Below are 23,013 nucleotides of genomic sequence, written 5' to 3'. Positions count from 1 at the left end.
CGCCGGGCAAACCAGCTTAAGCCAGGAGGTGGCGAGACAGGCATGACAGAGCCGGTAGGGGCGGGCGCCAGCCTCGCGGACATGGCGGCGGTGGTGTTCGGCGACCGCCGGGTGCCGCGGCCGCTCGCCGGCCTGGCCGTCGTCCGGGTCGGGGCGCCCGGCGACCCGGACGCCATCGATGGCGCGATCGGGGCGTTCCGACGGCTGGTCGTGCTGGGCGGCGACGCCGAGCTGGCCAGCGTGCTGACCCGGCTGCTGCGTGCCGAGCGGTTGGACGTCGAGGTGGCTTACGCGCCCCGCCGCCGCACCCGGGCAACCCGGATCTACCGTCTGCCGACCGGATTCCGGGCGGTGTGGCGGGCCAGGCGTGGCTCCGCCCGGCGGGTGACGCTGATCCGCGACGAGACCGGTTCGGTGGTCGTCGGGCGGGCCTGCTGGGTGCCGGCGGGCGACGCGCGGTGGATCCACGGCGAAGCGGTGGTCGACGACACGACGTTGTTCGACGGCGACGTCGCGGGCGTGTGGATCGAGCCGATGCTGGCCGCGCCGGGCCTGCGTGCGGCGGTCGCGGGCCCCGGTACGGGCCGCCTCTGGCGCCGATGGGTCACCGGCCGCGCCGCGCAGCTGGGCAGCAACGGTGCCGCCGTGCTGCGCGACGGCGTTCCCGTGGCGCGCGCCGTCCGCCGCTCGGCGTTCTACCGCAACATCGAAGGCTGGCTGCTGGTCGGCTAGTTTCGACCGGTGAGCTTCCCTGCCTCCCAACACGAATCGGTACGGCCCAGCCCGATCTTCTTGGGCCTGATCGGGCTGACGGGCGCGGGCGCCGCGTTAGCCTGGTCGGCCGGGGTCAGCACACGGCCGCTGGCGTATACCGGCGTGTTCATCTTCGTCATCGCCGGCTGGCTGGTGTCGCTGTGCCTGCACGAATTCGGGCACGCGGTGACGGCCTGGCGGTTCGGCGATCGCGATGCCGCGGTGCGCGGCTACCTGACGCTGGACCCGCGCCGCTACAGCCATCCCGCGCTCTCGCTGCTGCTGCCGATGGTGATCATCCTGCTGGGCGGGATCGGTCTGCCCGGCGCGGCGGTGTACGTGCGGACCTGGTTCATGCCGCCCGCCCGGCGCACCATGGTCAGCCTGGCGGGCCCGGCGGCCAACCTCGTGCTGGCGGTGCTGCTGCTGGTGACGACGCGATTGTTCTTCGACCCGGCGCACGTGGTGCTGTGGGCCGGTGTGGCGTTCCTGGCGTTTCTCCAGCTCACCGCCGTGCTGCTGAATCTGCTGCCCATCCCGGGCCTGGACGGTTACGACGCCCTGGAACCGCACCTGAATCCCCAGACCCAGCGGGCGCTGGCGCCCGCCAAACAGTGGGGCTTCGTCATCCTGCTGTTCCTGCTCCTGGCGCCGGTGCTCAACCAATGGTTCTTCGGGCTCGTGCTGTCCCTGTTCGACCTGTCCGGCGTGCCGGATGTGCTGGTGGGCTGGGGCAACGCGCTGACCCGCTTCTGGAGCCGCTGGTTCTGACCCTTGCCATATATGCGTCGCTACGCATATATTTCGGCCCATGGGCGCAGGCCACAACCACACCCCCGCCGACTCGGGCGACGCTCGGCTGATCCCACGCATGATCATGGCCGCGGCGATCCTGGCGGCGTTCTTCGTGGTGGAGCTGGTCACCTCGCTGCTGATCAACTCGATCGCGCTGCTGGCCGACGCCGGCCACATGCTGACCGACGTCGTCGCCGTCTTCATGGGACTGGCCGCCGTCAGCATGGCGCGCCGCGGCAGCTCGTCGCCCGCCCGCACCTACGGCTGGCATCGCGCCGAGGTGTTCACGGCCGTCGCCAACGCCGGCCTGCTCATCGGCGTGGCGCTGTTCATCCTCTACGAAGCCATCCGGCGGCTCCGCGAAGCACCCGCCGTCCCCGGCGTGCCGATGATCGTGGTCGCGCTGGCCGGGCTCGCCGCCAACTTCGTGGTCGCGCTGCTGTTGCGTTCCCATTCGTCGGGCAGCCTGGCCGTCAAGGGCGCCTACATGGAAGTCGTCGCCGACACCGTGGGCAGCCTGGGCGTGTTGATCGCCGGGGTGGTCACCGTGACCACGCACTGGCCCTATGCCGATGTGGTCGTGGCGGTGCTGGTCGCGCTCTGGGTGTTACCCCGGGCCATCGCGCTGGCCCGCGACGCGCTGCGGATCCTGTCCGAATCGTCGCCTGCCCATATCGACGTCGAGGAACTGCGCGCCGCGCTCGGCGCCGTCGACGGGGTGACCGACGTGCACGACCTGCACGTGTGGACGCTCTCGCCCGGCAAGGACATGTGCACCGCACACCTGATCAGCGAAGGCGACTCCGCGCGGGTGCTGCACGACGCGCGCGCGGTGTTATCGGCTCGGGGACTGGAGCACGCCACCGTTCAGATCGACTGCCCCGACGACACCGATTGTTCGGACAGCTTTTAAAGCCCGAGCGCCTTGCGCGCTTCGGGGTCGCAGTCGTCCAGCAGGTCCAGGCAGCGCGAGTACTCGTCGGTTTCGCCGATCGTGTCGGCTGCGTGCGCCAGGGCCGCCACGCACCGCAGAAAGCCGCGGTTGGGTTCGTGCGAGTAGGGCACCGGGCCGAAGCCCTTCCAGCCGTTTCGGCGCAGCTGGTCCAGGCCGCGGTGGTAGCCGGTGCGGGCATAGGCGTACGCGGTGATCGCCCGATCGTCGGCCAGCGCCTGCTCGGCCAGCGTCGCCCAGGCCACCGACGCCGTCGGATGCGCGGCGGCCACAATGCCCGGCTCCTCGCCGGCGAGCAGCTCTGCCTCGGCTTCGGTATCTCCGGGCAGCAGGATCGGGTCGGGTCCGAGCAGGTCTCCCATCGGCGACATGGTTCTATTCTGCAGCTCGCCCATTTTTCCCCGTGACGCACCTCGGCCAACGCCGGAAGCCGGGCACTCGGTCGCTAAGCTCTGCAACTACCCGACGAAGCGGGAGGACAGTAGTACTCATGCCCAGACGATCCGATCCCGACCGCGGCGGCGCGCCGAAACGGCCCGGGTTCGACCCACGTGAGTCTCGCAGCGAACCGAGCGACGAGTGGGGGGCCGAGTCCGGCTTCGAAACCAGAGACGACGCCACCGAGGGCGTCCCCCTGGTCCCCAGCGACCCCGAAACCGAGACCGAGGTGATCAACAGATCCGACCCGCAGAGCGGCCCCGAGGAGATAGCGGACGGGCCGCAGCGCGAACGTCGCTTCACCGCGCCGGGCTTCGACGCCAAAGAAACCACGGTCATCGCCACCACGCCGGAGCCCGCCACCGAGGTCTTCGGGGCGCCGCCCGGCCAGGAAGGCACCGCACGGTTCGGGGCCCCTCCCAAAGCCGCTGTCCCGCAATCGATCCCACCGCGGCTCGGCGGAAAGCTGCGCACTTCGCGGCAATTCAACTGGGGCTGGATACTGGCGCTGGTCGTGATCGTCTTGGCGCTTGCCGCGATCGCGATCCTGGGCACCGTGCTGCTCACCCGGGGCAAACACTCGAATGCCTCACGGGAAGACCAGGTTCGGCAGACCATTCAGAACTTCGACGTCGCGATCCAGCGGGGTGACCTGACCACGCTGCGCACCATCACGTGCGGCACCACTCGCGACGGCTACGCGGACTACGACGAACACGCCTGGGACGAAACCTATCGGCGGGTGTCGGCGGCCAAGCAGTATCCGGTGATCGCCAGCATCGATCAGGTGGTGGTCAACGGCCAGCACGCCGAGGCCAACGTCACCACGTTCATGGCCTACGACCCGCAGCTGCGCTCGACCCGCAGCATGGACCTGCAGTATCGCGACGACCAGTGGAAGGTCTGCCAGTCCGCCAGCGGCTAGCTGCCGACCGACTTTCCGGCGCAGTGCAGGTCGGTGCAGGCCTGGACCACTCGCTCGGACATCGACGCCTCGGCCTTCTTCAGATAGCTGCGCGGGTCGTAGACCTTCTTGACGCCGACCTCGCCGTCGACCTTGAGCACGCCGTCGTAGTTGCCGAACATGTGACCGGCGATGGGGCGGGTGAACGCGTACTGGGTGTCGGTGTCGACGTTCATCTTCACCACGCCGTAGCGCAGCGACTCCTCGATCTCCGACGTCAGCGAACCGGAACCGCCGTGGAAGACGAAGTCGAACGGCTTGGCGTCCTCGGGAAGTCCCAGCTTCGCCGCCGCGACCTGCTGTCCCTGAGCCAGTATGTCGGGGCGGAGCTTGACGTTGCCCGGCTTGTAGACACCGTGCACGTTGCCGAAGGTGGCGGCGAGCAAGTACTTGCCGTGCTCGCCGTGGCCCAGCGCATCGATGGTCTTCTCGAAGTCGTCCGGTGACGTGTAGAGCTTGTCGTTGATCTCGTGGGCGACCCCGTCCTCCTCGCCACCCACCACGCCGATCTCGATCTCCAGGATGATCTTGGCGGCCGCCGCGTCCTTGAGCAATTCCCGCGCGATTTGGAGGTTCTCGTCGATCGGCACGGCCGATCCGTCCCACATGTGCGACCCGAACAACGGGTCGTGGCCTGCGGCCACCCGTTCGGCCGAAATCGCCAACAGCGGGCGGACATAGGTGTCCAGCTTGTCCTTGGGGCAGTGGTCGGTGTGCAGCGCGACATTGATCGGGTAGCTGTCCGCGATGGAACGCGTGAACTCGGCCAGCGCCACCGCACCGGTCACCATGTCCTTGACACCCAGCCCGGACGCGAATTCGGCGCCGCCCGTGGAGAATTGGATGATCCCGTCGCTGCCCGCGTCGGCGAAGCCCTTGATGGCCGCGTTGACCGTCTCCGACGACGTGCAGTTGATCGCCGGGAAGGCATACGAGTGCTCCTTGGCGCGTCGCAGCATCTCGGCATAGACCTCGGGCGTGGCGATGGGCATAAGACACCTCCTGACGGCTGGTCCTACCCAACCACGGATGGCTGGCCGGCAGCTACCCTGGCGAATCGACCGCCCGGCCCGGGGCGCGCGTTAGTCCGGGCTTGGTGCGGGACGGGGTCATTTCGCCGGTATGTTGAGAGACCATGAGCACCGCCGTGACGGCCCTGCCCCACATCTTCGACCCGATGTATTGGTTGGGCGCCGATGGCGTCTTCGGGTCCGCGGTGCTGCCCGGCATCCTGATCATCGTCTTCATCGAGACCGGACTGCTGTTTCCGCTGCTGCCCGGCGAATCGCTGCTGTTCACCGGCGGCTTGCTGGCCGCGCACCCGAACCCACCGGCCAGCATCTGGGTGCTGGCCCCGGCCGTCGCCACGGTGGCGATACTGGGCGATCAGACGGGGTACTTCATCGGCCGTCGAATCGGCCCCGCGCTGTTCAAGAAGGAAGACTCCCGGTTCTTCAAGAAGCATTACGTGACCGAGTCACACGCGTTCTTCGAGAAATATGGGCCCTGGGCGATCATCCTGGCCCGGTTCGCGCCTTTCGTGCGGACGTTCGTCCCCCCGGTCGCCGGGGTCTCCTACATGCGCTACCCGGTCTTCCTCGGCTTCGACATCGTCGGCGGCACCCTGTGGGGCGGCGGTGTCACGCTGGCGGGCTACTTCATGGGCAACGTGCCGTTCGTCCACCACAACCTGCAGAAAATCCTGTTGGCCATCCTGCTGGTCTCACTGATGCCGGCGTTCATCGCCGCCTGGCGAAGCTACCGGGGGCGCAAGCACGCGCCGAGCTCTGACGACCGGGAATCCGAGCGGCTGCCGGCCGCCGAATAGCCGGCCGCGCGCTCAGACCGCGACTTTGAAGTCGCAGCCCGTCTTGGCGCGAACTTCCTCGACCGTGACGCCGGGCTGCAACTCGGTGAGCACCAGCCCCTGTCCAGGCTCGACGTCGAAAACGCACAGGTTCGTGATGATCATGTCGACCACGGCCTTACCGGTGAGCGGCAGGGTGCACTGGCTGAGGATCTTCGGGCTACCGTCTTTCGCGGTGTGGTCCATCAGCACGATCACGCGTTTGACGCCGGACACCAAATCCATTGCGCCGCCCGGCCCTTTGACCATTTTGCCCGGCACCATCCAGTTGGCCAGGTCGCCGTTGTCCGCGACCTCCAGGGCGCCCAGGATGGACAGGTCGATGTGGCCGCCGCGGATCATCGCGAAGGAATCGGCGCTGGAAAAGAAGCTGGACCCGGGCAGGCTGGTGATGGTCTGCTTACCTGCGTTGATGAGATCGGGGTCGACGGTGTCTTCGCTGGGGTATGCGCCGATGCCCAATAGGCCATTCTCCGATTGCAGCGTGACCTTGATGCCGTCGGGAATGTAGTTGGCCACCAAGGTCGGAATGCCGATGCCCAGGTTCACGTAGAAGCCGTCGCGCAATTCCTGAGCGGCGCGCCGGGCCATCCGTTCGCGGACGGGGCTGTCGTTCTTCAGCGCGGCGCCGCCACTCGTGGTGCGGAACTCGATGCGCTTCTCGTAGCCGGTGCCCTCGATGATGCGGTCGACGTAGATACCCGGGGTGTGGATCAGGTCGGGGTCCAGCTCGCCGACCTCCACCAGTTCCTCCACCTCGGCGACGGTGGTCGCGCCGCAAGTGGCGATCATGGGGTTGAAGTTGCGCGCCGTCTTGCGGTAGACGAGATTGCCGGCGGTATCGCCCTTCCACGCCTTGACGATGGCCACGTCGGCCCGAATGCCTTCTTCGAGAACGTATTCGGTGCCGTCGAAGACCCTGGTGTCCTTGCCTTCGGCGAGGTTGGTGCCGAAGGCCGTGCGGGTGTAGAACCCGGGGATGCCCGCGCCGCCGGCGCGCAGCTTCTCCGCGAGAGTGCCCTGCGGCGTCAGCACGAGGTCCAGTTCGCCGGACAGCACCTGCCGCTCGAACTCCTTGTTCTCGCCGACGTAAGAGGCGATCACCTTCTTCACCTGCCGGCCCTTGAGCAGCAGACCCATGCCGAAATCGTCTACGCCCGCGTTGTTTCCGACGATGGTGAGGTCCTTGATGCCGCTGTCGACGAGAGCCTGGATCAGCTTCTCGGGAATGCCACAAAGACCGAACCCGCCAGCGGCGATGGTGATGCCGTCCTTCAGCAGGCCGTGCAGGGCCGACTCCGCGTCCGGGTGGACCTTATTGCTCACCGGGGGCTCCTGTCCTCGTGCGACGGCTCGGCGGAGACGTTACAGGCGGCCTCCATGAGCATCCACCCCGACAGCTGCACCGACAGGTCCCGTTCGGGCACCTCGGACGCCATCACCGCTCCCTCGACGAACTCCGCCTGTTTGCCGCCCGCCGTGGGCAGCTGGGCGTCGCGGTCCCAGAACGGGCCGAACACCGGCAGCCCGTCCACCGTCTGCCGGTTGTCCCAGGCCGACTTCGCGCTGGCCAGCACGATCTGCCGGGCGGTGTCGCGGGCCAGCACGTCGTCGGCCGCCTCGCCCGGCAGCGCTGTGGCCACCAGCGCCAGGTACCGCGCGGTCACCCCGGCGAACAGGCCGCCGTCCCCGCCACCGGCGCCGGCGAGCACGCCTGCCGGCGCCATGTGCTCGCGCACGGCCGCGACCAGCCGGTGCACCCGGGCGGCGTGCCGCTGCCTGATCTCGACGGCGGTGCGGGCGGCCAGCTCGGTCTCCAACCCCAGCACCACGCCCTGGCAGTAGGTGTACTGCGCGCGCACCAGCGAACCGGCCTTGATGCCGTCGAACACCAGGTGCGTCTCCGGGTCGATCAACGTCTGGTCGATCCAATCGCCCATCTGCTCAGCACGTTTCAGATTGTCTCCGTAGCGGGCGAGAAAGATTCCGGCGGGGCCGTTGGCCGGGGCGTTGAAGAACCGATCGGACTTGCGCCATGGGATGCCGCCGCCGTCCTCGGGCATCCACGCCTTGAGGAATTGGCCGGCGAGCTTGGGCAGCGCGCGGCTGCGCTCGACGCCGGCGATCCGGGCGGCGCGCTCGAGCGCCAGCGCCAGCCAGGCCATGTCGTCGTAGTAGCTGTTGGTCCACGAGAAGTTGTTGCGCAGCCGGTGCGAGCGGACCTGCCGGCTGATCTCGGTGTGCCGCTGCGGCTGCGGATCGCGCCGCTGGGCGTCGATTAGGCAGTCCAGCAGATGTGCCTGCCACCAGTAGTGCCAGGTGCCAAACCAGCGGTCGCGCCGCGTCGCCGGCCAGGCCACCACCCCCAGCTGGGTCGCGGGCAGCCCCCACAGCCGTTTCAGGTGTCGTTGCGTGACAGCGGCTTCGCTGCTGGCCGCGCGGTTGGCCCAGAGCTGATCCATAGCTGTCGATCCTGCCCCACGCGGCCGAGCGTGGGTGCAGGGCGTCGGCAGCTCACCAGGCGCGGGTCAGGTCGGCGTGCTGCTCGACCCACGCGTGCATGGCAATCCCGGCGGCGACGCCGGCGTTGATGCTGCGCGTCGAGCCGAACTGCGCGATCGACACCGTCAGCCCCGCGCCCGTGCGGGTGTCGTCGGTGATGCCCGGGCCCTCCTGCCCGAACACCAGCAGGCACTCGCGCGGCAGCACGGCCTCCTCCAGGCGCGCCGCGCCCGGCACGTTGTCCACCGCGACCACGGTCAGCCCGGCGTCGGCCGCGAAGGCCAGCAGCGCGGCGGTGCTGTCGTGGTGGCACAGCCGCTGATAGCGGTCGGTCACCATGGCGCCGCGACGATTCCACCGCCGCCGCCCCACGATGTGCACGGTGTGCACCGCGAAGGCGTTGGCCGTTCGCACCACCGAACCGATGTTGGCGTCGTGACCGAAGTTCTCGATCGCCACGTGCAGCGGATGGCGACGCCGGTCGATGTCGGCGATGATCGCTTCCCGGGACCAGTACCGGTAGGCGTCGACGACGTTGCGGGTGTCGCCCTCGCGCAACAGGATTGGGTCATACCGCGGGTCATCCGGCGGCTCGCCCGGCCACGGCCCGACGCCGGCCGGCGGTGTCGTCGCCCATTCCGTCGGCCCGGGTGGTTCGCTCATCGCTGCGTCCACACACCGGCGTGCGTGCCGTCGATGGCCAGCGTCGCGTAGAGCAGCGCGTCGTTGATCTCGCCCTGCGTGCACAGCGACGCGTTGACGTGCACCGCGTCCAGTGAGGCGTCGGGCAGGATCAGCACCGACGACCCGTAGGTCGCGCAGGCCGGGTTCAGTCCCGGGGCGGGCAGGGTCGGCGATGCCAGCAGCATCATCGGGCCACCACGCTTAACGGACTCGTCGCGATAGCGGGCCGCGATGGCGGTGGCTTCCAGCCCCAGCAGCATGTAGCCGTTGCCGGTGAACGCTCCCGGGTCGCCCAGCTGCATCTTGGTCACCGGGACGCCGTCGGCCCGCCATGCCGAGAGGCTGGCGGTCTTGACCGCCAGGCCGCCGCTGTCGTTGGCGTTGGTCGGCAGCAGTCCGACCGGGAAGGCGACCGGGTAGGCCGACGAGCTGTCCGGGATCCGGTCGCGCGGCGAGTAGGTGTAGATACCGCGCACCTGACTTCGATCCTTCAGCGGCCCAAGGCAAACCGTGCCCGTGAGCCGGTCACGCGGCGCCGAGAGCGGCGCGGGGATGTCACGCACGCTGGTCTTCGCGGTGTCACAGCTGCCCAGGCCGGCCACTTCCATGGGATGGGCCAGCGCGCCATAGAGCCCGAAGCGGATGTCTTCGGGTTTGGCGTGCGGGCCCTTGGCCGAGGCCGGGCTCGCGTCGACGTCGACAAGCACGTAATCGCCGTCCCAGCGCAGGTTCGACACCGACATGTTCCAGCCGAGTAGGGCCAGCGATTCGCCGAGCCGCGCGCCCTGGGCGCCGTAGGGGCGCACGGGTTGGCCGGAGGACGAGCAGCCGGCCAAACACAGCGCCAAGCAGGCCGCTATCGCGAGGAATGTGCGCACGGTGAAGCCGGCCTAGCTCAGCCCCAGATCGGCGAGGCCGAGCACGCTTCGGTAGGGCAGGCCCTCGGCCTCGATGGCCTCGGCCGCGCCGGTGGCACGGTCCACCACGGTGGCCACCCCCACCACTTCGCCACCGGCCTCCTGGACGGCGCGCACCGCGGTGAGCGCGGAGTTGCCGGTGGTGCTGGTGTCCTCGACGACCAGCGCCCGCTTGCCGGAAACCTCGGAACCCTCGATAAGACGTTGCAGCCCATGGGTTTTGACCGACTTACGCACGACGAAGGCGTCTATCGGGCGGCCGGATGCGTGCATCACGGCGGTGGCCACCGGGTCGGCCCCGAGCGTCAGGCCGCCGACCACGTCGTAGTCCCAGTCGCTGGTCAGTTCGCGCACCAGCGCGCCGATCAGAGCCGAGGCGCGGTGGTGCAGCGTGGCCCGGCGCAGGTCGACGTAGTAGTCGGCCTCCTTGCCCGAGGACAGCGTGACCCGCCCGTGCACCACCGACAGGCGCGACACCAGCTCCGCCAGCTCTTTGCGATCAGGTCCGGCCACGACCGCTCCCGATTCGTTTGGTGACCGCCCGCATCAGGGTCCGCGGCATCAAGCGCTCGGCGGCGATGATCGCCTTGTACTGCAGGCCCGGAATGCTGATCACCTTGCCGCGCGCGATATCGGCCAGGCTCTGGCTGACCACGTCGTCGACCTCGAGCCACATGAACGACGGCGACTTGGCCATGTCGATCCCGGCGCGGTCGTGGAATTCGGTGTGCACGTAGCCGGGACACACCGCGTGTACGGAGACGCCGGTGCCCTGCAGGCCGACGGACAGGCCCTCGCTGAACGAGATCACCCACGCCTTGGACGCCGAGTATGTCGACCCGCGCCCGGGCACGAGCCCGGCGACGCTGGCGATGTTGACGACGGTGCCGGCGCCGGCTTCCAGCATGGCCGGCAGGGCCGCGCGGGTCAGGTGCATGACGGCGGTGACGTTCACGTCGAGCTGGGACTGCAGCAGCGCGGGGTCGGCGGACCAGAAATCGCCGGAGGTGCCGAAGCCGGCGTTGTTCACCAGGACGCGCACTCCCCCCGCGGCCAACCGGTCGCAGACCCGTTGCCGACCCGCAGCATCCGCGAGGTCGGCGGGCAGGATCTCGACGCTGCCGGAGTGTTCTTGCAGCTCGTCCGACAGCCTGGTCAGGCGGTCAACGTCGCGGGCGACCAGGATCACGTCGTAGCCGTCGCCGGCGTAGCGTCGCGCGAACCCGGCGCCGATTCCGGACGTAGGCCCGGTGATCAGGGCTACGGGGCGGGGCATGAGCGACATCTTAACGACGCCGGCTTCATCGGCCGCCGCGCGCCGTCAGCGCTGATAGTTGTTGGCCTGGTGGCCGTTGCGCCCGGGGGGAGGTGGACGGCGGGTGGTTTCCGAGTGCCCCTCGGACCGGGGCTGGTCGCGACGCATCGGCTCGGCGGCTCGGCGACCGGGCGCAAGATCGGGGCCGAGCAATCCCCCCACGTCCTGCTGCGCGCGGCGGGGCGGCAGCTCGGCGCGGCCCGCCGGCGCCAGCGGCCGGCTGGGTGAGGCGTTGCGCGAACCCGCCGGCGTCCCGGCCTCCTGGGAGGTCTCCTCGGGCAGCGGCGGCAGGACCCGCAGCAGGTCGTTGAACTGGCGCACCGTGCGCAAACCCTCGTCCCACTCGGTGCGGGTGCTGGTGATCGGCATGGCGACCAGCGTCCAGTTCTGCTCGTTCCACATAATCTCGGCGCTGTCCGGTGCGGTGTGCGCGAAGGTGACCATGCGCCGGTCGCAGGCCCGTCGGGCGGCGTCCAGATTGGTGGAGTAGACCATCCGCGGCCCGATCGCACCCAACAGCCAAATGTCGCTTTCCCGCGGCTCTTTGAGTCCCTTGAGCCGCAGGTCCACCACGACATTGGTGCCCACCTTGCGGTGCAGCGCGATGACGGTGGCGACCTCTTCGAGGTCGAAGATGTAGACGGCCTCGCCGCGGATCTGACCCAGCACCACGTTCTGGGCGGCCACGTCGCCGACCGTCGACATCACCCCGCGCTTCCAGCGCTTGAGGATGTCGGCTGACTCACGCTCGTAGTCGAACCCGTGCGACCGCGCCCACGACCTGCGGCGCCTGCTGCGCCCGCGCCGCCGATCGATGTCGACGTACAGCAGCACGCCCGCGCCGACGAAGCACAGCGCGGAGAGCGTGAACCAGAGGGGGACCATCCCACACAGGGTATCTGCAATTGCGCCGGAATAAAGAAGTCCAGCAGGTCACAACCCAATTACAGGACAAACCCGCGCGGGATGGTCCCCGAGATCAGCCCAGGATCAACGAGTCGCCATCGGGGCTGACGTTCACCGGAACGGTGTCGCCGTCGTGCACGTCACCGGCCAACAACAGCTTGGCCAGCTGGTCACCGATGGCCTGCTGCACCAGGCGGCGCAACGGCCGCGCGCCGTAGACCGGATCGAATCCGCGTTGCGCCAGCCACTGCTTGGCCGGCAGCGACACCTCCAGCGTGAGGCGGCGCTGAGCCAGCCGCTTCTGCAGCTGGACCAACTGGATGTCGACGATCTGCACCAGCTCACCGGGTTCCAGGCCGTGGAAGATGATCACGTCATCGAGCCGGTTGATGAACTCCGGCTTGAATGCCGAGCGCACCGCGGCCATCACCTGCTCCTCGCTGCCACCCGATCCCAGGTTGGAGGTCAGGATCAGGATGGTGTTGCGGAAGTCGACGGTGCGGCCCTGCCCGTCGGTCAGCCGGCCCTCGTCGAGCACCTGCAGCAGAACGTCGAACACGTCCGGGTGCGCCTTTTCGATCTCGTCGAACAGGATCACCGTGTACGGGCGCCGCCGCACCGCCTCGGTCAGCTGACCGCCCTGGTCGTAGCCGATGTATCCGGGCGGGGCGCCGACCAGCCGGGCGACCGAGTGCTTCTCGCCGTACTCGCTCATGTCGATGCGGACCATCGCGCGTTCGTCGTCGAACAGGAACTCCGCCAGCGCCTTGGCCAGCTCGGTCTTCCCGACGCCGGTGGGACCGAGGAACATGAACGACCCGGTGGGCCGGTTGGGGTCGGCCACGCCGGCCCGGGAACGCCGCACGGCATCCGAGACCGCCGTCACGGCCTTCTTCTGGCCGATGACGCGCCGGCCCAGCTCGTCTTCCATGCGCAGCAGCTTGGCGGTCTCGCCCTCGAGCATTCGGCCTGCCGGAATGCCCGTCCACGCGGACACCACGTCGGCGATGTCGTCGGGACCGACCTCCTCCTTGAGCATCACGTTCTCGCGCGCCTCCGCCTGCGGCAGCGCGGCCTCGAGCTTCTTCTCGACCTCGGGAATGCGCCCGTAACGCAGTTCGGCCGCCTTGGCCAGGTCGCCGTCGCGTTCGGCTCGCTCGGACTCCCCGCGCAGGGTGTCCAGCTGCTCCTTGAGCTCGCGCACGACGTCGATGGCGTTCTTTTCGTTCTGCCAGCGGGTGGTGAGCTCGGCCAGCTTCTCCTTCTGGTCGGCCAGCTCCGAACGCAGCTTCTCCAGGCGTTCCTTGGACGCCTCGTCCTCCTCCTTGGCCAGCGCCATCTCCTCGATCTCGAGGCGGCGCACCAACCGCTCGACCTCGTCGATCTCGACGGGCCGGGAGTCGATCTCCATCTTCAGGCGGCTCGCGGCCTCGTCGACCAGGTCGATGGCCTTGTCCGGCAGGAAGCGTGCGGTGATGTAGCGGTCGGACAGAGTCGCGGCGGCCACCAGGGCCGAGTCGGTGATGCGCACCCCGTGGTGCACCTCGTAGCGGTCCTTCAGCCCACGCAGGATGCCAACGGTGTCCTCCACCGACGGCTCGCCCACCAGCACCTGCTGGAAGCGCCGCTCCAGCGCAGCGTCCTTCTCGATGTACTTGCGGTACTCGTCGAGCGTGGTGGCGCCGACCAGCCGCAGCTCGCCGCGGGCCAGCATCGGCTTGATCATGTTGCCGGCGTCCATCGCGCCCTCGCCGGTCGCGCCCGCGCCGACGATGGTGTGCAGCTCGTCGATGAACGTGATGATCTGTCCGGCGGAGTTCTTGATGTCGTCGAGGACGGCCTTCAGGCGTTCCTCGAACTCGCCGCGGTACTTCGCGCCGGCCACCATCGATCCCAGGTCCAGGCTGATGACGGTCTTGTCGCGCAGACTCTCGGGCACATCGCCGGCGACGATGCGCTGGGCCAGGCCCTCCACGATCGCGGTCTTGCCGACCCCGGGTTCACCGATCAGCACCGGGTTGTTCTTCGTGCGACGGGACAGTACTTGCACGACGCGGCGAATCTCGTTGTCCCGCCCGATAACCGGGTCGAGCTTGCCTTCGCGGGCCCGCTCGGTGAGGTCGGTCGAGTACTTCTCCAACGCCTGATAGGTCGCCTCCGGCTCCGGGCTGGTGACCCGCGCGCTGCCGCGCACCTTGACGAACCCGTCGCGCAACGCCTGCGGCGATGCGCCGTGACCACTGAGCAGCTTGGCGACGTCGGAGTCGCCGGTGGCCAGGCCCACCATCAGGTGCTCGGTCGAGACGTATTCGTCGTTCATCTCGGTGGCCAGTTGCTGCGCGGTGGTGACGGCGGCCAGCGACTCGCGCGACAGTTGCGGTTGCGAGCTGGCGCCGCTGGCCTGCGGCAGCCGCTCCAGCACCCGCTCGGTCTCGGCGCGGATGGTGGCCGGGTCGACGCCGACCGCCTCGAGCAGCGGAGCGGCGATGCCGTCCGCCTGCGTCAGCAGTGCCATCAGCAGGTGCGCGGGCCGGATCTCGGGGTTGCCGGCCGACGAGGCCGCCTGCAACGCCGAGGTCAGCGCCGCTTGGGTCTTGGTGGTCGGGTTAAAAGAGTCCACGACACCTCCGTTCGTAGTAGAAAATGCTTGTCCGCTTGTTCAACGCCGTCAAGGTTGAGTCTGTTCCGCTCAACTCTAACGAGTTTTGGGCGACATGGGCACCGGGGTACCCCCGTACCGATGACGCAGACGACGCAGCACCCCGACCAGGCCGGCGCCGGGCTTGCCAGGACCCCCCGCCGCGCTCCGCAGACCCTGTGGCTCGCCGCGGTGGCCGCGGGCCTCGCGTCCGCGGGCCTGCTACTGCTCGGGTTGCATACCGACTTCAGTGGCGGCAGCCCGTCGACCACCGTCCCGCAAGCCGGGACGCTGCAGGTCAGCGGGACCGGTACGACGAAGACGATCCCCTGCCACGCCGGCTATCTGTCGGTGAGCGGAAAGAACAACACCGTCACCCTCACCGGGCACTGCACCAGCGTCAGCGTCTCCGGCAGCGGTAACCACGTCACGGTCGACAGCGCCGATGCGGTGAGCGCGTCGGGCACCGGCAACGTCGTTCTTTATCACTGGGGATCGCCCAAGACCGACGACGTCGGGACCGCCAACACCGTCCGACAGGGCTAAGCCATCGGCGACCGAGCCTAGAATCGGGGCCCGTGGGCCTGGAGGACGTCGACGCACTGCGGGTGCTGCGCGATGCCTTCATATCCGAAAGCTCAACATCTCACGGTGACACAGAGCTGGTCCACCGCTTCTACACCTATTGGTTCGCCCTCGACCGTTCGGTGCGCGACCTGTTCCCGCCCGAAATGGCCGCCCAGCGGCGGGCTTTCGGCGACGCGTTGCACTGGGTGTACGGCGAGCTGGTCGCGCGGCGCACGCAGGAGCCGGTGGCGTTCCTGGCCCAACTCGGCCGCGATCACCGCAAATACGGTGTGCTGTCCCCGCATTACGAGACGTTGCGGCGGGCGTTGCTGACGACACTGCGCGACCACATCGGTGCGGCCTGGACCGACGCCCTCGACGAGGCCGCAGTGCAGTCGCTGAATCTGATCACCGGCGTGATGAGCGGCGCCGCGGACGCCGAGGAGGGACCCGCTTGGTGGGACGGCACCGTGATCGAGCACCTGCGGGTGTCCCGGGATCTGGCGGTGGTGCGCCTGCAGCTCGATCAGCCGATGCACTATCACCCCGGCCAGTACGTCAACGTCCACGTGCCCCAATGCCCGCGCCGATGGCGGTATTTGAGCCCCGCGATCCCGGCCGACCCGAGCGGCGGGATCGAGTTTCACGTCCGCCTGGTGCCCGGCGGGTTGGTCAGCACCGCGATCGTCGACGAAACGCGCGACGGCGACCGCTGGCGGCTGTCCAGCCCGCACGGCGGCCTGCAAGTCGACCGCGACGGGGAGGACGTGCTGATGGTCGCTGGCAGCACGGGCCTGGCGCCCCTGCGTGCGCTGATCATGGACCTGTCCCGGTTCGCGGTGAACCCGCGGATACACCTTTTCTTCGGCGCGCGATACCGCTGCGAACTCTACGATCTGCCGACCCTGTGGCAGGTCGCCTCCCACAATCCGTGGCTGTCGGTATCGCCCGTCTCCGAGTACAACAGCGACCCGTCCTGGGCCGCGGACTATCCCGACGTCACGCCGCCGCGCGGCCTGCACGTGCACCAGATCGGACGACTGCCCGACGTCGTGACCAAGTACGGCGGCTGGGGCGATCGGCAGATTCTGGTGTGTGGCGGGCCGGCGATGGTCGACGCCACTAAGGCCGCCCTGATCGCCAAAGGGGCTCCGCCCGAACGTATTCAGCACGACCCGCTATGGAGGTAGCCATGCATGTCGTCACCCTGTGCGATCCATCGGCGCCGGTGGTTGCGCAGTTCGTCCCCGAGGCGGGGATGATCGGCACGTCGCTCCGCGATGACGGGGTCGAGCTGCTCGGCCAGCGCCGCGGGCTGGACGCCTACATTTCGGACGGCAAGACGATGGGGATCCCGATCCTGTATCCGTGGGCGAATCGATTGGGCGAGAACACCTATACCGCGCACGACGTCACCGTGACCCTGACGCCGGGAGAAAACGGGGTGCGCGCCGACCCCAACGGGCTGCCCATCCACGGCGTCCTGGCCGCCTACCCCGGATGGCGGGTGACTGCCGAGACCGCCAACGAACTGACCGCCGAGCTGAATTTCGGTGCCGATCCCCGGCTACTGGCCAGCTTCCCGTACCCGCACGTGCTGGCGGTGACCGTGCGGCTGAGCGACCGGATGCTGACGGTCCGGACCATGGTCACCGCGACGAGCGACCGCGCGGTGCCGCTGTGTTTCGGGTTTCATCCCTACCTGCAGTTGCCGGATGCGCCACGGGCCGACTGGATCATCGAGACACCGCGGTTGCGACACCTGCGCCTGGATGACAAGGGGCTGCCCGCCGGCGGCTCGGAGCCTCAGCCCGCGCGCCAGGAAGCGTTGGGCGATAATGCCTTTGACGATGCCTACGACCAGGTGGTCGAGGGTTCGGTGTTCGCGGTGTCCGGCGGCGGACGTCGCATCGAGGTGCATTTCGAGCACGGCTACCCGGCGGCGCAGATCTTCGCCCCGCCGGCCGAGGACCCCGCGAAGGCGATCGTGTGTTTCGAGCCCATGACCGCACCGACCGACGCGCTGCGCCGGGGCGGCTACCGCTGCGCGCGGCCGGGAGAGCCGGCCGCGACGCAGTTTTCGATTCGCGTGTGATCACGGTGAGCACTTGGGTCACTGCATGGGGACAACCGAGCGAGGATCAGCGCCCTCGGCGCGGCTGCCACACCACCACTGCGGTGCTCTTGGGCACCACCGCCACATCGCGGCGCTGGCTCGCTCGCGTCTGCGCCAGCTCCTCGGTCAACTCCTTGACCCGGGCCTGCAGCGCCTCGACCTGATTGGTCAGCTCGATGATCCGCTTGATGCCGGCGAGGTTGACCCCCTCGTCCTGCGAGAGCCGCTGCACCTCACGCAGCAGATCGACATCGTGCTCCGAATACCGCCGTCCCCCACCGGAAGTCCGGCGGGGGCTGACCAACCCGAGGCGATCGTAGGTGCGCAGCGTTTGGGCATGCATGCCGGCCAGCTCCGCGGCCACCGAGATCAAAAAGGTCCGGGCGTCCTCTTTGCGGTTCTTAGCCATCAGCGATTGCCCGCCCATCCCGCCCGGGGGTCGAAGCCACTGGAGCGCTCCGCGGCGGCATACGCCTCCAGCGCCTCCTGGGCCACACCCTCCAAATTGGGTGGTACCGCCACCTTTACGGTCACCAGCAAGTCCCCGTTGCCACCGCTGCGCTTGGGCACGCCACGTCCGCGCACCCGCAGGATGCGGCCGTCGGCGGTGCCCTTGGGCACCCGGACACCGACTTTGCCATCCAGTGTGGGCACCGAAATGGTTGAACCCAAGGCCAACTCGGTGAAGCTGACCGGGACGGTCACCGTGAGGTCGTCACCGTCGCGTCCGAACACCTTGTCCGGGCGCACATGCACGGTCACGTACAGGTCACCCGACGGCGCGCCGCGCAACCCCGCCTCGCCCTGGCCGGGCAGCCGGATGCGTTGTCCGTCTTCGACGCCCGGTGGGATCCGCACGTTGATGGTGCGGGTGCGGGTGGTGACGCCGGTGCCCTTGCACTCGTCGCAAGGGTGCTCGATGATCGAGCCGCTGCCCCGGCAGTCGGTGCACGGTTCGGAGAAGCCGAATGCGCCCTGGTTTCGGTTGATCACGCCGGAGCCGTTGCAGGTTGGGCATACCTTTGGGCTGGTGCCGGGCCGCGCGCCACTGCCGTGGCAGTTGGTGCACGGCGCCGGACTGGTCAGCCGCAGCGGCATCGCCACGCCCTTGGCGGCCTCGACGAAATCCAGCTGGGTTTCGGTCTCGAGGTCGTTGCCGCGGCGCGGCCGGCTGGGCCGGGCGCCCGAGCCGCGCCCGAACAAGCCCCCGAACAGGTCACCGATGTTGGTGCCGCCGCTTCGGCCGGCGGCATCGAACAAATCGTTGAGGTTGAACTCGGCGCCGTCGCCACCGACGTTGAAGCCCCCGAACCCGCCGTTGTCGAACCGGCGCCCGCCGAAACCACCGCCGGCGAACAGCCTTCGGGTTTCGTCGTATTCCTTGCGCTTGGCCGGATCCGACAAGACGTTGTGCGCCTCGGAGACCGCTTTGAATCGTTCGCCGGCGGCGGGGTTGTCGGGGTTGGCGTCCGGGTGCAGATCGCGCGCCAACTTGCGGTAGGCGCGCTTGATCTCTTCCGGGCTGGCGTCAGAGGAGACGCCCAGCTCCTTGTAGAAGTCCTTTTCGACCCATTCACGCTGGGCCATGTCGCGTCACCCCCTCACCACTTCCTTTTGGTCTCTCTTCCAATGTGCTGATTGTGTGGTCTAGTCACCGGATGCGCCGGCATTATCGTCCGATCCGGCGGGCTCGGTTTCCCCAGCCGCCGCGGCGGACTCGCCGGTGGCAGCGGCCGCGTCACCCTCGTCGGCGACCGTGTCGACGACGCCGACCAGAGCGTGGCGCAGCACCTGATCGCCCAGTCTGTAGCCCTGTCGCATGACAGTGCCGATCACCGGCCGGGAGCCTTCGGAACCAGCGCCTTCGTGCTGGACGGCTTCGTGCAGCACCGGGTCGAAGTCCTCGCCCTCCTCGCCGAACGCCGACAGGCCGAGGCCGGTCAACGCGCTCTCCAGCTTGTCGGCCACCGACTTCAGCGGTCCGGACTCCAGGTCGCCGTGCTTGCGCGCCCGGTCGAGATCGTCCAGCACGCCCAGCAATTGGTTGACGACCGCGGCCTTGGCCCGGTCCGCCGCGGCCTGCTGGTCGCGCAGCGCCCGCTTGCGGTAATTGGCGAAGTCGGCCTGCACCCGTTGCAGATCGGCGGTGAGCTCGGCGACTTTGCCCTCGGCCTGGGCCGCCGGCTCGGCGGCAGGCGCCCCTCCCGGCGCGCTGCCGGGAGGGACCTGCCGTACTTCACCGGTCTCAGGATCGATGCGCCGCTTGTCGGTAACTGTCACCTGTTCCTGTGGGTTGCTTTCCGTCACTTGGACTCCCGGTCATCGTCGACCACCTCCGCGTCCACGACGTCGTCCGCGGAGCCCGACCCGTCGCCGGCCGCACCGCCACCGGGCTGTTCGCCGGTGGCCTGGGTGGCCTCGTAGATCGCCTGTCCGAGCGCCTGCGACTCCTGGCCCAGCTTCTCCATCGCCGCCTTGATCGCGGTGATGTCGGTGCCGGCCAGGGCCGCCTTGGCCTCGGCGATCGCGGCGTCGACCTTGGACAGCGTGTCCTCGGGGACCTTCGAGCCGCCCTCGGCTTCGCGCTGATCCTTGACGAACTTCTCCGTCTGGTAGACCAGCGACTCGGCCTGGTTGCGGACGTCGGCCTCTTCGCGACGCTGACGGTCCTCCTCGGCGTGCGCCTCGGCGTCCTTGATCATCCGGTCGATCTCCTCCTTGGACAGGCCGGAGCCCTCCTGGATTTTGATCGTGTTCTCCTTGCCGGTGCCCTTGTCCTTGGCCGTGACGTGCACGATGCCGTTGGCGTCGATGTCGAACGTGACCTCGATCTGCGGGACGCCGCGCGGAGCCGGCGGGATGCCGGTCAGCTCGAAGGAGCCGAGCAGCTTGTTGTGCGAAGCGATTTCGCGCTCACCCTGATAGACCTGAATCTGCACCGACGGCTGATTGTCGTCGGCGGTGGTGAAGGTCTCCGACCGCTTGGTGGGGATGGTGGTGTTGCGCTCGATGAGCTTGGTCATCACGCCACCCTTGGTCTCGATACCGAGGCTCAGCGGCGTAACATCCAGCAGCAGAACGTCTTTCACCTCACCCTTCAGCACACCGGCCTGCAGGGCGGCGCCCACGGCAACAACCTCGTCGGGGTTGACGCCCTTGTTGGGCTCCTTGCCACCGGTGAGCTCCTTGACCAGCTCGGTCACCGCGGGCATGCGGGTGGAACCACCCACCAGGACCACGTGGTCGATCTCGGAGACCGAGATGCCGGCGTCCTTGATCACGGACTGGAAGGGCTTGCGGGTCCGGTCCAGCAGATCCTGTGTGATGCGCTGGAATTCGGCGCGGGTCAGCTGCTCGTCGAGGAACAGCGGGTTCTTGTCCGCGTCGACGGTGATGTAGGGCAGGTTGATCGAGGTGCTCTGCGAACTCGAGAGCTCGATCTTGGCCTTCTCGGCGGCCTCACGCAGCCGCTGCATCGCCATCTTGTCCTTGGTCAGGTCAATTCCGCTGGTGCCCTTGAACTTGTCGACCAGCCACTCGACGACGCGGTCGTCCCAGTCGTCCCCACCGAGGTGGTTGTCACCGCTGGTGGCGCGGACCTCGACCACACCCTCGCCGATCTCGAGCAGCGAGACGTCGAACGTACCGCCACCGAGGTCGAAGACCAGGATGGTCTGTTCCTTCTCGCCCTTGTCCAGGCCGTAGGCCAGCGCGGCCGCGGTCGGCTCGTTGACGATGCGCAGGACGTTGAGGCCGGCGATCTGGCCGGCTTCCTTGGTCGCCTGACGCTGAGCGTCGTTGAAGTACGCCGGCACGGTGACGACGGCGTCGGTGACGTCCTCGCCCAGGTACGCCTCGGCGTCGCGCTTCAGCTTCATCAGCACGCGGGCGCTGATCTCCTGAGCGGTGTATTTCTTGTCATCGATCTCGACGGACCAGTCGGTGCCCATGTGCCGCTTGACCGAACGGATCGTGCGGTCGACGTTGGTGACCGCCTGGTTCTTGGCGGGCTGGCCGACGAGCACCTCGCCGTTGCGCGCGAACGCGACGATGGACGGCGTCGTCCGCGAGCCCTCGGAGTTGGCGACGACGACTGGGTCGCCACCCTCGAGAACTGCGACGACGGAGTTGGTGGTCCCGAGGTCGATACCGACCGCACGAGCCATAGTGATTCCTCCTGAATATGTAGAGCTTGTCTGGTGCCACTATGCTGAGTGAACCCCGCTCAAGCCTGCCCTTGGGGCCGGTGGGCTGTCAACCCAGCATTGAGTGTGGTTCGCTCAACTTGTCGTTCATGTTAACGGCGACCCGCCCCGCCTTGTTCCCGGGGTGGCTAAATATTCGCGGCCTCGCCGGCAACTTCCTCGATCAGCGCGAGCAGCGCCCTGGTGGCCGCGCTGGCCTGCCGGGTCGCCGAGGTCGCGACGTAGAGCCGCCACTGCAGGTCATGCCCGGCGATCCGGACGCTGGCCAAGCCCGAGCTGTCGATGCCCTCGAGGATGGACCAGCTGAGAAAACCGATGCCCAGCCCCTTGCGGATGCAGGTCGCCGCGGTGCCGATATCGGCAACCTCCACCGCGACGGTCCGCTCGACACCGGCGGCCGCGAACGCGTTGTCGACTACTGCGCGGTTGCCGTATCCCGGCGGCCCGTCGACGAAGGACATGCCCGCCAGGTCGGCCAGTGAAACCGCCGTGCGCAGGGCCAGCGGGTGCTCGGCGGGCACCACCAGCAGCAGGGGCACCGAGGCGACGAGCCGGCTGTGCAGGTCGGCCGGTGGCGGACCGGTGAAGACCAGGAAGGCGACGTCGAGGTCGCCGTCGCGCAGTTGCGCGGCCAGGCCGGCCGACCCGGCGCTGGCCGCGCGCAGGTGAACCACGACCTCGGGATGGCGGGCGTGCAGCTCGGCCAGCACGGTCGGCACGTCGATGACGCTGACCGACGTCAGCGTCCCGACCGTGACGGTGCCGCGCACGCGGCCCCGGGCGGCACTGACGGCGTCCTTGGCGGCGCGGGCGGCGTCGAGGGTCGCGCGTGCGTGGGGCCGCAGCGCCTCGCCGGCGGGGCTCAGCGCCGCGCCGGCCGCGTTCCGGACGAACAGCTCGGTGTCCAGTTCGCGTTCGAGCGCCTTGATGGTGGCCGACACGCCCGACTGCACGACGTGCAGGCGCTTGGCCGCGGCCGTGAAGCTCCGGGTGTCCGCGACGGCCAGAAAGTACTCGAGATGGCGAAGCTCCACACCGGCGATTATCACCGTGGGTGATGGTAACCATCAAAAGATATCGTTGGTGCTGATCATGCCGCCGGGCATACGGTGACAAAGCCCATGGATGAGCCAGCCCCCACCGAGATCAGCACCCGCTGGTCGTCGGCGTCCACCGACGACAGGTTCGACGTGGAAAACCCCGCCACCGGCCAGGTCGTCACCGTCGTACAAGGGGCCGGTCCCGAGCAGGTCGACCAGGCCGTGCGGGCCGCGCACGCCGCGCACCTGACCTGGAAGCAACGCCCGGCCCGCGAGCGCGGCCGCTACCTGCGGCGGATCGCCGACGTCATTCGCGCGCACGCCGACGAGATCGCCGCCCTCGAGTCGCGGGAA

The 23,013-nt window shown here is 68.6% G+C and carries 24 protein-coding genes; 9 read left to right on the top strand and 15 right to left on the bottom strand.

From position 1 onward, the window contains the following. The first annotated feature begins 81 nt into the window (after positions 1-81). From AC5Y4H_RS23560 to AC5Y4H_RS23550, 3 genes are read left to right on the top strand one after another with little or no spacing between them, the layout of a single operon-like run. Positions 82-732 carry a peptidase M50 gene (locus AC5Y4H_RS23560; protein WP_499985828.1) on the top strand — a complete coding sequence of 217 codons (651 nt, stop codon included), beginning with the start codon at positions 82-84 and terminating at the stop codon, positions 730-732. A 9-nt stretch (positions 733-741) separates the two neighbouring features. Then, positions 742-1,524 (top strand): site-2 protease family protein, encoded by a 783-nt coding sequence (locus tag AC5Y4H_RS23555; protein WP_499985774.1) that lies wholly within the window; start codon positions 742-744, stop codon positions 1,522-1,524. A 40-nt stretch (positions 1,525-1,564) separates the two neighbouring features. Next, complete coding sequence (locus AC5Y4H_RS23550) at positions 1,565-2,461, top strand: cation diffusion facilitator family transporter (RefSeq protein ID WP_499985772.1); 897 nt, start codon at positions 1,565-1,567, stop codon at positions 2,459-2,461. On the opposite strand, the gene AC5Y4H_RS23545 is transcribed toward AC5Y4H_RS23550, so the two are convergent. Next, complete coding sequence (locus tag AC5Y4H_RS23545; protein WP_499985770.1) at positions 2,458-2,871, bottom strand: DUF3151 domain-containing protein; 414 nt, start codon at positions 2,869-2,871, stop codon at positions 2,458-2,460. The genes AC5Y4H_RS23550 and AC5Y4H_RS23545 overlap by 4 nt on opposite strands. Positions 2,872-2,990: 119 nt before the next feature. Here AC5Y4H_RS23545 and AC5Y4H_RS23540 point away from each other — a divergent pair, with 119 nt between their 5' ends. After that, positions 2,991-3,863, top strand: coding sequence for an Rv0361 family membrane protein (locus tag AC5Y4H_RS23540; protein WP_499985768.1), 873 nt, complete (start codon positions 2,991-2,993; stop codon positions 3,861-3,863). On the opposite strand, the gene fbaA is transcribed toward AC5Y4H_RS23540, so the two are convergent. Next, positions 3,860-4,894, bottom strand: a complete 1,035-nt coding sequence (gene fbaA, locus AC5Y4H_RS23535; protein WP_499985766.1) for a class II fructose-bisphosphate aldolase — start codon at positions 4,892-4,894, stop codon at positions 3,860-3,862. The genes AC5Y4H_RS23540 and fbaA overlap by 4 nt on opposite strands. 143 nt (positions 4,895-5,037) lie before the next feature. Here fbaA and AC5Y4H_RS23530 point away from each other — a divergent pair, with 143 nt between their 5' ends. Further along, positions 5,038-5,730, top strand: a complete 693-nt coding sequence (locus AC5Y4H_RS23530; RefSeq protein ID WP_499985762.1) for a DedA family protein — start codon at positions 5,038-5,040, stop codon at positions 5,728-5,730. 12 nt (positions 5,731-5,742) lie between these two features. Here the strand turns inward: AC5Y4H_RS23530 and AC5Y4H_RS23525 are convergent, their stop codons facing one another. The 8 genes from AC5Y4H_RS23525 to clpB form a co-directional block, all read right to left on the bottom strand. Then, positions 5,743-7,095 carry a 3-oxoacid CoA-transferase gene (locus tag AC5Y4H_RS23525; RefSeq protein WP_499985760.1) on the bottom strand — a complete coding sequence of 451 codons (1,353 nt, stop codon included), beginning with the start codon at positions 7,093-7,095 and terminating at the stop codon, positions 5,743-5,745. Further along, positions 7,092-8,231: a glycoside hydrolase family 76 protein gene (locus AC5Y4H_RS23520; RefSeq protein ID WP_499985759.1), complete on the bottom strand. Its 1,140-nt coding sequence runs from the start codon at positions 8,229-8,231 to the stop codon at positions 7,092-7,094. Before AC5Y4H_RS23520 ends, AC5Y4H_RS23525 begins: the two co-directional genes overlap by 4 nt. A gap of 52 nt (positions 8,232-8,283) precedes the next feature. Further along, positions 8,284-8,934 (bottom strand): TrmH family RNA methyltransferase, encoded by a 651-nt coding sequence (locus AC5Y4H_RS23515; RefSeq protein ID WP_499985758.1) that lies wholly within the window; start codon positions 8,932-8,934, stop codon positions 8,284-8,286. Continuing rightward, positions 8,931-9,833 carry a hypothetical protein gene (locus AC5Y4H_RS23510; RefSeq protein ID WP_499985756.1) on the bottom strand — a complete coding sequence of 301 codons (903 nt, stop codon included), beginning with the start codon at positions 9,831-9,833 and terminating at the stop codon, positions 8,931-8,933. The genes AC5Y4H_RS23515 and AC5Y4H_RS23510 overlap by 4 nt, the downstream gene beginning before the upstream one ends. Positions 9,834-9,845: 12 nt before the next feature. Then, a complete protein-coding gene (gene pyrE, locus AC5Y4H_RS23505) occupies positions 9,846-10,385 on the bottom strand; it encodes an orotate phosphoribosyltransferase (protein ID WP_499985755.1) in 540 nt (179 codons plus the stop codon). Beyond that, positions 10,372-11,148 (bottom strand): SDR family NAD(P)-dependent oxidoreductase, encoded by a 777-nt coding sequence (locus tag AC5Y4H_RS23500; RefSeq protein WP_499985754.1) that lies wholly within the window; start codon positions 11,146-11,148, stop codon positions 10,372-10,374. The genes pyrE and AC5Y4H_RS23500 overlap by 14 nt, the downstream gene beginning before the upstream one ends. Positions 11,149-11,193: 45 nt before the next feature. Then, on the bottom strand, positions 11,194-12,072 hold the full coding sequence (gene ttfA / locus AC5Y4H_RS23495; protein ID WP_499985753.1) for a trehalose monomycolate transport factor TtfA: 879 nt from the start codon (positions 12,070-12,072) through the stop codon (positions 11,194-11,196). A 94-nt stretch (positions 12,073-12,166) separates the two neighbouring features. After that, on the bottom strand, positions 12,167-14,713 hold the full coding sequence (gene clpB, locus AC5Y4H_RS23490) for an ATP-dependent chaperone ClpB (protein WP_499985751.1): 2,547 nt from the start codon (positions 14,711-14,713) through the stop codon (positions 12,167-12,169). A 120-nt stretch (positions 14,714-14,833) separates the two neighbouring features. On the opposite strand from clpB, the gene AC5Y4H_RS23485 reads away from it, so the two are divergent. The 3 genes from AC5Y4H_RS23485 to AC5Y4H_RS23475 are packed head-to-tail and all read left to right on the top strand — an operon-like array spanning position 14,834 to position 17,393. Continuing rightward, positions 14,834-15,277, top strand: a complete 444-nt coding sequence (locus AC5Y4H_RS23485; protein ID WP_499985749.1) for a DUF3060 domain-containing protein — start codon at positions 14,834-14,836, stop codon at positions 15,275-15,277. 32 nt (positions 15,278-15,309) lie between these two features. Beyond that, the gene (locus AC5Y4H_RS23480) at positions 15,310-16,488 is read left to right on the top strand and encodes an FAD-binding oxidoreductase (protein ID WP_499985746.1); all 1,179 of its coding nucleotides are present in this window, start codon (positions 15,310-15,312) and stop codon (positions 16,486-16,488) included. Between the two features lie 2 nt (positions 16,489-16,490). Then, positions 16,491-17,393, top strand: coding sequence for an aldose 1-epimerase (locus tag AC5Y4H_RS23475; protein WP_499985743.1), 903 nt, complete (start codon positions 16,491-16,493; stop codon positions 17,391-17,393). Positions 17,394-17,439: 46 nt separating this feature from the next. Here AC5Y4H_RS23475 and AC5Y4H_RS23470 read toward each other — a convergent pair whose 3' ends face one another. The 5 genes from AC5Y4H_RS23470 to AC5Y4H_RS23450 all read right to left on the bottom strand — a co-directional run bounded on the left by AC5Y4H_RS23470 (position 17,440) and on the right by AC5Y4H_RS23450 (position 22,653). Beyond that, on the bottom strand, positions 17,440-17,823 hold the full coding sequence (locus AC5Y4H_RS23470) for a heat shock protein transcriptional repressor HspR (protein ID WP_499985740.1): 384 nt from the start codon (positions 17,821-17,823) through the stop codon (positions 17,440-17,442). Further along, complete coding sequence (dnaJ, locus tag AC5Y4H_RS23465) at positions 17,823-19,001, bottom strand: molecular chaperone DnaJ (protein ID WP_499985738.1); 1,179 nt, start codon at positions 18,999-19,001, stop codon at positions 17,823-17,825. Before dnaJ ends, AC5Y4H_RS23470 begins: the two co-directional genes overlap by 1 nt. Positions 19,002-19,061: 60 nt before the next feature. Continuing rightward, a complete protein-coding gene (gene grpE, locus AC5Y4H_RS23460; RefSeq protein ID WP_499985735.1) occupies positions 19,062-19,721 on the bottom strand; it encodes a nucleotide exchange factor GrpE in 660 nt (219 codons plus the stop codon). Further along, positions 19,718-21,580, bottom strand: a complete 1,863-nt coding sequence (gene dnaK / locus AC5Y4H_RS23455) for a molecular chaperone DnaK (RefSeq protein WP_499985733.1) — start codon at positions 21,578-21,580, stop codon at positions 19,718-19,720. Before dnaK ends, grpE begins: the two co-directional genes overlap by 4 nt. 167 nt (positions 21,581-21,747) lie before the next feature. After that, positions 21,748-22,653 (bottom strand): LysR family transcriptional regulator, encoded by a 906-nt coding sequence (locus AC5Y4H_RS23450; protein ID WP_499985731.1) that lies wholly within the window; start codon positions 22,651-22,653, stop codon positions 21,748-21,750. A gap of 87 nt (positions 22,654-22,740) precedes the next feature. Between AC5Y4H_RS23450 and AC5Y4H_RS23445 the strand changes: the two genes are divergently transcribed. Further along, on the top strand, positions 22,741-23,013 hold a 273-nt coding region (locus AC5Y4H_RS23445), incomplete at its 3' end, for an aldehyde dehydrogenase family protein (RefSeq protein WP_499985729.1).

This window comes from Mycobacterium sp. NGS58, assembly GCF_059812385.1.
This window is presented reverse-complemented; position numbering and strand designations above follow the sequence as displayed.